We start from the raw sequence: 7,232 nt of genomic DNA, 5'->3' as shown, positions 1-7,232 counted from the left end.
AGCGGACGCCGAGCGTCCAGAGAGGCATTCCCACGCAGAGCGTGGGAACGATCATCACGGGGTACTGTAGGAGCAGGGCTTGTCGGGGCGCCGAACCGCCGCGAAGCTTTTTGCTTTTAACCGTGCACCGGCACGCCCTTGAGGTAAGGCGCAGGCTCGGCCCCCAGGTTGCTCAGCATGCGCTCGCTGTACCAGTCGATGAAGTTGACCACGCCGAACTCGTAGGTCTTCGAGTATGGGCCGGGCTGGTAGGCCACGGAGTTGATGCCACGCTGGTTCTCCTCGGCCAGGCGACGGTCCTGGTCGTTGGTCGCATCCCAGACCTGACGCATGCGCGCCACGTCATAGTCGACGCCTTCGACCGCGTCCTTGTGCACCAGCCACTTGGTGGTGACCATGGTTTCCTGGGCGCTGATCGGCCACACGGTGAATACGATGATGTGGTCGCCCATGCAGTGGTTCCACGAGTGTGGCAGGTGCAGGATGCGCATCGAGCCCAGGTCCGGGTTCTTGATCCGGCCCATCAGTTTCTTGCAGCCCTGCTGGCCGTCCATGGTCATCGATACGGTGCCCTTGAGCAGCGGCATGCGCACGATACGGTTGCGCAGGCCGAAGCTGGCGTGGGCATAGGGGATCTTCTCTGCTTCCCAGGCGGCGGCGGAGGCGGCCACATGGTCCTTGAACGCCTGGTCGGCACGCGGGTCGGTGACGTCGTCCCATTCCAGCAGGGTTTTCAGCAGTTCCGGGTGGGAGCCGTTGCAGTGGTAGCACTCACGGTTGTTCTCGATCACCAGCTTCCAGTTGGCCTTTTCCATCAAGGTGGTCTGCACCGCCACCTTGGTGTTCTCCATGTCGTAGGGTTCCATGTAGTGGCTCAGGGTGCTGAGGAACTCGTCGATCGGTGGCGGGTTCTCGGCCAGGCTGATGAAGATGTAGCCACCGGCGGTCTTCACGTTGACCGGCTTGAGGCCGTACTGCTTCATGTCGAAGTCGGCACCCATCTCGGTGCCGGCGAACAGCAGGCGACCGTCGAGTTCATAGGTCCACTGGTGGTACGGGCAGACCAGCTTGGCGACCTTGCCCTTTTCCCCGGTGCACAGACGCGAGCCACGGTGCCGGCAGACGTTGTGGAAGGCGTGGACCACGCCGTCGGCGCCGCGGATGACGATGATCGGGTTCTTGCCGATCTGCAGCGTCAGGTAGTTGCCCTTGGTCGGGATCTCGCTGGTCATGCCGGCGATCAGCCATTCCTTGTGGAAGATCTCCTGCATGTCGATCTCGAACAGACGGTCGTCCGAATAGAACGGCTGCGGCAGGGAGAAGGTGCGCTCGCGTTCCTGCAGCATCTGTGCGGTGGCCTTGCGTGCGGGCTCCAGCGGGTCGCCCAGGCTCAGGGTGGTGGTGTTGTCCATCGTTCAGGTCCTCATGGCCATGCGGTGTGGCCGACGAATATTGGCTAAGTGGTCGATGCAGCAGGTTCGGACCACACGGTTGCGACGCAAGACAGAAAATACAGCCGGTCATTTGCGACGGAGTGTGGGGCTGGCAGCGACCAGGACCTTATCCATGGGCGACACGGCCGAATCCGTTCCCGACGCGCAAGCACCCGTCGTTAGGGGCTGGTCGCGATAAGCATGCCAATGTCGCGGATAGGTAAACGGGTCGCCTGGGCCTTGCGCAGAATCGCCACCATCAGAGCTGACAGTCAGCGGTGGAGAACAACATGTCGAACAACTTCCTGAATCCGGTAACGACCCAGACCTGGGCCAATGGTCGGCATATCGTGCGCTGTGTGAAGGTCATCCAGGAAACCTGGGATGTGCGCACCTTCTGCTTCATGGCCGACCAGCCGATCATGTTCTTCTTCAAGCCGGGGCAGTTCGTCACCCTGGAGCTGGAAATCGAAGGGCAGCAGATCATGCGTTCCTACACCATTTCCAGCTCGCCATCGGTGCCCTACAGCTTCTCCGTGACCATCAAGCGCGTACCGGGCGGCAAGGTCTCCAACTGGCTGCACGACACGCTGCACGAAGGCCAGGAACTGGCGGTGCACGGTCCCGTGGGGCTGTTCAACGCCATCGACTTCCCCAGTCCCAAGGTGCTGTACCTCAGCGGCGGCGTCGGTATCACCCCGGTGATGTCCATGGCCCGCTGGTTCTACGACACCAATGCCAATGTCGACATGGTGTTCATCCACAGTGCCCGGTCGCCCAAGGACATCATCTATCACCGCGAGCTGGAACACATGGCATCGCGGATCGACAACTTCAGCCTGCACCTGATTTGCGAGAAGCATGGCCTGGGTGAGCCGTGGGCCGGCTATCGCGGTTACCTGAATCACAAGATGCTGGAACTGATGGTGCCGGATTTCCTCGAGCGCGAGGTGTTCTGCTGTGGCCCGACGCCCTACATGAATGCGGTGAAGCGCCTGCTCGAGGCGGCCGGCTTCGACATGAGCCGCTACCACGAGGAGTCCTTTGGCGCGACACCACCGGAAGCGCGTGCCGATGCGGTGGAGCAGGCCGAACAGGCCGCCGATGCACCGCCGGTCGATGCGGCGGATCTGCACCAGGTGGAGTTCACCGCCACCGGCAAGAGCATCCGCGTGGCGCCGGGCGAAACCGTGCACGCGGCGGCGGCCAAGCTTGGCCTGATGATTCCCAAGGCCTGCGGCATGGGTATCTGCGGGACCTGCAAGGTGCTCAAGCTGGGTGGCGAGGTGGACATGGAGCACAACGGCGGGATCACCGACGAGGACGTGGCCGAGGGCTACATCCTGTCGTGCTGCAGCGTGCCGAAGGGCGATGTGCGGATCGAGTATTGATCCTGGTTGTCAGGGGCGGGGGCTTGCCTGTGGCGAGGGGGCTTGCCCCCGCTGGGCTGCACGGCGGCCCTGAAACCAGCAACCGCGGACCTTCAGATAAACCGCAAGGTCCGGGTTTGGGGCTGCTTCGCATCCCAGCGGGGGCAAGCCCCCTCGCCACAAGGTTGAGCCGGAAGGCTCGGAGCACACCCCTTACAGGCTGAACCGCGCCACCAACCCGTTGAGATCTACTGCCAGGCGCGCCAGCTCGTTGCTCGCCGCGCTGGTCTGGTCGGCACCGGTGGCCGACTGCACCGACAGGTCGCGGATGTTCACCAGATTTTGATCCACCTCGCGGGCCACCTGGGCCTGCTCCTCGGCGGCGCTGGCGATCACCAGGTTGCGCTCGTTGATCTCGATGATCGCGCTGTTGATGGTATCCAGTGCCAGGCCGGCGCCCTTGGCGATGTTCAGGGTCGACTCGGCGCGCTCGGTGCTGTTGCGCATCGATTCCACCGCCTGCTCGGTGCCGCCCTGGATACTGCCGATCATCCGTTCGATTTCGCTGGTCGACTGCTGGGTGCGGTGGGCCAGCGCGCGTACTTCATCAGCCACCACGGCAAAACCACGGCCGGCTTCCCCGGCCCGTGCCGCTTCGATCGCCGCGTTCAGCGCGAGCAGGTTGGTCTGGTCGGCCAGGCCGCGGATCACGTCCAGCACCTTGCCGATATCCCGCGATTCTTCGGCGAGGTTGCCGATCAGTGTGGCGGTGCCCTGCACGTCGTTGCTCATGCGCTCGATGGCGCCAACGGTTTCCTGTACCAGCTCACGGCCGTCGCCGGCCGAAGCCGTGGCGTTCTTCGACGCTTCGGAAGTGCTCACGGCATTGCGTGCGACTTCTTCCACGGCGCTGGTCATTTCATTGACCGCGGTGGCCGCCTGCTCGATTTCATTGTTCTGCTGCTGCAGCCCGCGCGCGCTTTCGTCGGTGACGCTGTTCAGCTCTTCGGCGGCGGAGGCCAGCTGGGTCGCCGAGCCGGAGATGCGCTGCAGGGTGTCACGCAGCTTCTGCTGCATCTTCAGCATGGCCTGCAGCAGCCGGCCGGCTTCATCGGTACCGTCGACCGTGATCGGATGGGTCAGGTCGCCCTCGGCGATGTGTTCGGCCGCCTTCAGGGCCTGGTCGATCGGCTGGGTGATGCTGCGGGTCAGCAGCCAGGCGAACAGGAAGGTCAGGGCGGTGGCGAGCAGCAGCAGGGCCACGACCATGGTGAACGCCATGTCGTACTGGTCGCGCGCCTGCTGGTTGTTGTCGTTGGTCTGCTGGTTGATGATTTCCAGCAGACGGTTGAGCGCACTGTTGATTTGCTCGGAGTTATTCATCAGATCGTTGTTGAGCAGGCTCGTCAGTTCTGTCATCTGATTGTTGCGTGACAGGCTCTTCATGCGCTCTTCAATCTGTCGGTACTGGCCGAGCAATTGCACATACTGCTCATAGGCTGCCCGTTCCTCAGGGCTGAGGATCAGTTTTTCGTAGACAGTCCGAGCCTTTTCGATCTGCTGGTTGCGTTGGGAGAGCAGGTCCATGGTCTTGGTCTGTACGTCTTGCTCGCGATTGGTCAGCAGGCGGTAGGAAAGCACGCGCAGGCGCAGTGTCAGTTGAGTCAACTCGTCCAGCATCTTGATGCTGGGTACGCTGTTGTTGGTGAGTTCTTCGGCGGCTGCACGGATCTTGCTCATCTGGCTCAGCGAGAAAATACCCAGGATCAGCATCAGGGCGCCGATCAGGGAAAAGCCGAGGAGCGCTCTCGGAGCGATGTTCATTGTGCGTAGGGACATGATATTTCCTGAGAAAAGCGCGTTCCGTGCGGCCTTTGGGATGAAGGTCTTCCTGACATATCGGGCATGCGACTAAAGTCTAGAGGGGGTGCGCGCATTTGTCGCAGAACGGGCTTTGCGACAGAAGGTGCGGAACATGTTTCGCCAATCACAGTCCCTAAGGGGCGAAGAAAAGTCCCGTGCCAGTAAAATCAAGGCTTTGCGAGCGTTTTTCCCTGGCAAACCGGGGGGCTTTTCTTTATCGTACGCGCCCTTTGAAACTGCCCGAGAGATCAAGATAATGCTGGAGACTTCCCTCAACCAACTGGAACAACTGGTCAGCGAACTGGTGCAGCAGAAGCAGGAGTTGTTGGCTGCCAATGCTCAACTCAATATCGAACTGGCCCGGGCCAAGGATGAAAACGAAAGCCTGCAGTTGAACCTGATGGAACAGGAAGAGAAACACGGTGCCACCGCGGCCCGTATCCAGGCGCTGGTCGAGCGCGTCAGCGCAGGTCCCGTGAGCGCATGAGAGCCAGCAACGACGGCGTGACCGTCATCTCGATCCTTGGCGAGGACTATTCGATCAAGGCTCCAGCGGGACATGAGCAGACGCTGCTGGAAGCGACCCAGATGCTCAAGGCCGCTCTGGTCGATACCAAGAAGAAGTTTCCCACGTTGATCGGCGAGCAACTGCTGGTGCTGACCGCTCTGAACCTGTGTTCCCAGCGAATCGAGGAACAGCGTCAGCACCGCGAGGTGCTTGATCGTTGTCAGGAGCAGGTCAGTGCGACGGTCGAGGTGATTTCGAAGACGATCGGGCAGAGTTGAACCACGATGTGATCGTGTCGGGCAAGCGGTTCCATTCTGATTGCAATGAAGGTTTGCGAGTCGGAGATGGAACCCTTGCTTCATCATGTTACTCGGCCAGGAGTCGTATCTCGTAGATACCGACGTCGATTTCCCGGTACGTCTTTTTGGTAATGGTGATGGTCTGGCCAGTACGGCTATGGATATGGTCGCCGGTATTGATCAGCTTCGACATCTCGTCGAAGTCCACTATGGGATAATCACTGGCCTTGCCATCGCGTTTGACGGTCAGTTCGGTTGTCTTGTTCATGTCTTTCTCCTTGGCGTGGATGGCTGCCACCCTTCGGGTAGCAGGCCTGGGCTCTGAAAGACTGCAGATATTCTTTTTCAGGACGCCCCATCCTCCTATGGCCGGGGAGAGAGCGATACTGTCAGAAATGACAGTGTCGACCGGCGGTAGTCGCCCGCGAGCCCATCCGTGGGGAGTTGAAGACAGTCGCCTGCCACTAGGCACGCGCCTGGCGCTGCCACTGAGGGAGCGCTTGCCCGTGAAGATCGATGACGCGCAGCCGGCGCCCCGTTCGCAGGCAAGGCCGGTTTACAGGGAAGCGGACATGACCTCGCGGATATCCGCCGCCAGTTCCCGCACCCGTGCCTCTTCGGTATCCCACGAGCACATGAAGCGTGCCCCACCCTTGCCGATGAAGGTGTAGAAGCGCCAGCCGCGGGCGGTCAGCGCGGCGATCGCCGGTTCCGACAGTTGCAGGAACACGCCGTTGGCTTCGACCGGGAACATCAGTTCCACGCCGGGAATGTCCTTGACCAGGCTGCTCAGCAATTGCGCGCAGTGGTTGGCGTGGCGCGCATGCTTGAGCCAGGCGTCTTTTTCCAGCAGGCCGACCCAGGGGGCCGAGAGGAAACGCATCTTCGAGGCCAGTTGCCCGGCCTGCTTGCAGCGGTAGTCGAAGTCTTCCGCCAGGTCGTGGTTGAAGAACAGGATCGCCTCACCCACGGCCATGCCGTTTTTTGTCCCGCCGAAGCACAGCACGTCGACCCCGGCCTTCCAGGTCAGCTCGGCCGGCGAGCAGCCGAGGAACGCGCAGGCGTTGGAGAAGCGTGCGCCGTCCATGTGCAGGTGCAGGCCCAGTTCCTTGCAGGTGGCGCTGATGGCGCGGACTTCGTCCGGGGTGTAGACACTGCCGACCTCGGTGGCCTGGGTCAGGGTCACCACCCGTGGCTTGGGGTAGTGGATGTCCTGGCGCTTGAGGGCGATTTCGCGGATTGACCCGGGGGTCAGCTTGCCGCTTTCGGTACGGGCGATGAGCAGCTTGGAGCCGTTGGAGAAGAACTCCGGGGCGCCGCACTCGTCGGTCTCGACGTGGGCGGTCTCCGAGCAGATCACGCTGTGGTAGCTCTGGCACAGCGACGACAGGGCGAGGGAGTTGGCGGCGGTGCCGTTGAAGGCGAAGAACACCTCGCAGTCGGTGTCGAACAGTTTGCGAAAGCCATCGGCCGCGCGCTGGGTCCACTCGTCGTCGCCGTAGGCGCGCTGGTGGCCGTGGTTGGCCTGCTCCATGGCGGTCCAGGCTTCTGGGCAGATACCGGAATAGTTGTCGCTGGCGAATTGTTGGCTCTTGTCGGTCATGGCCCGGTCCTTGTGATCGTTTACGACCTGCACTGTAACCAGAATCGACGTCAGCGCACAGGCACAGTTGCCGTAGGAAAACCCTCTGCTTGACGGTTAAAGAATCCCCCTGTGGCGAGCGGGCTTGCCCGCGCTCGGCTGCAAAGCAGCCGTAAA

Annotated in this window: 6 protein-coding genes and 2 pseudogenes; 3 read left to right on the top strand and 5 right to left on the bottom strand. The window is 61.7% G+C overall.

What is annotated here, in order from left to right:
* Positions 1 to 116 precede the first annotated feature (116 nt).
* Entirely contained in the window at positions 117 to 1,412 is a 1,296-nt protein-coding gene (gbcA, locus tag K675_RS0110195; RefSeq protein WP_017903419.1) for a glycine-betaine demethylase subunit GbcA, read from the bottom strand.
* 311 nt (positions 1,413 to 1,723) lie between these two features.
* On the opposite strand from gbcA, the gene gbcB reads away from it, so the two are divergent.
* Positions 1,724 to 2,824, top strand: coding sequence for a glycine-betaine demethylase subunit GbcB (gene gbcB, locus K675_RS0110190; RefSeq protein ID WP_017903418.1), 1,101 nt, complete (start codon positions 1,724 to 1,726; stop codon positions 2,822 to 2,824).
* Positions 2,825 to 3,016: 192 nt separating this feature from the next.
* Here the strand turns inward: gbcB and K675_RS34105 are convergent.
* Positions 3,017 to 3,616: pseudogene (locus tag K675_RS34105) on the bottom strand (methyl-accepting chemotaxis protein); the annotation flags it as partial.
* A gap of 303 nt (positions 3,617 to 3,919) precedes the next feature.
* Positions 3,920 to 4,576, bottom strand: a pseudogene (locus K675_RS34100) (MCP four helix bundle domain-containing protein); the annotation flags it as partial.
* A 346-nt stretch (positions 4,577 to 4,922) separates the two neighbouring features.
* On the opposite strand from K675_RS34100, the gene K675_RS0110180 reads away from it, so the two are divergent.
* Positions 4,923 to 5,153, top strand: coding sequence for a hypothetical protein (locus tag K675_RS0110180; protein ID WP_017903415.1), 231 nt, complete (start codon positions 4,923 to 4,925; stop codon positions 5,151 to 5,153).
* The gene (locus tag K675_RS0110175) at positions 5,150 to 5,452 is read left to right on the top strand and encodes a cell division protein ZapA (RefSeq protein WP_017903414.1); all 303 of its coding nucleotides are present in this window, start codon (positions 5,150 to 5,152) and stop codon (positions 5,450 to 5,452) included. The genes K675_RS0110180 and K675_RS0110175 overlap by 4 nt, the downstream gene beginning before the upstream one ends.
* An 88-nt stretch (positions 5,453 to 5,540) precedes the next feature.
* On the opposite strand, the gene K675_RS0110170 is transcribed toward K675_RS0110175, so the two are convergent.
* The gene (locus K675_RS0110170; protein ID WP_017903413.1) at positions 5,541 to 5,741 is read right to left on the bottom strand and encodes a hypothetical protein; all 201 of its coding nucleotides are present in this window, start codon (positions 5,739 to 5,741) and stop codon (positions 5,541 to 5,543) included.
* A gap of 288 nt (positions 5,742 to 6,029) precedes the next feature.
* Positions 6,030 to 7,076: a threonine aldolase family protein gene (locus K675_RS0110165; protein WP_017903412.1), complete on the bottom strand. Its 1,047-nt coding sequence runs from the start codon at positions 7,074 to 7,076 to the stop codon at positions 6,030 to 6,032.
* Positions 7,077 to 7,232 lie beyond the last annotated feature (156 nt).

The organism is Pseudomonas fuscovaginae SE-1 (assembly GCF_000364705.1).
Taxonomy (GTDB): Bacteria; Pseudomonadota; Gammaproteobacteria; order Pseudomonadales; family Pseudomonadaceae; genus Aquipseudomonas; species Aquipseudomonas fuscovaginae_A.
The sequence above is the reverse complement of the archived record's forward strand: the minus strand, read 5'-3'. Positions and strand labels throughout refer to the sequence as shown.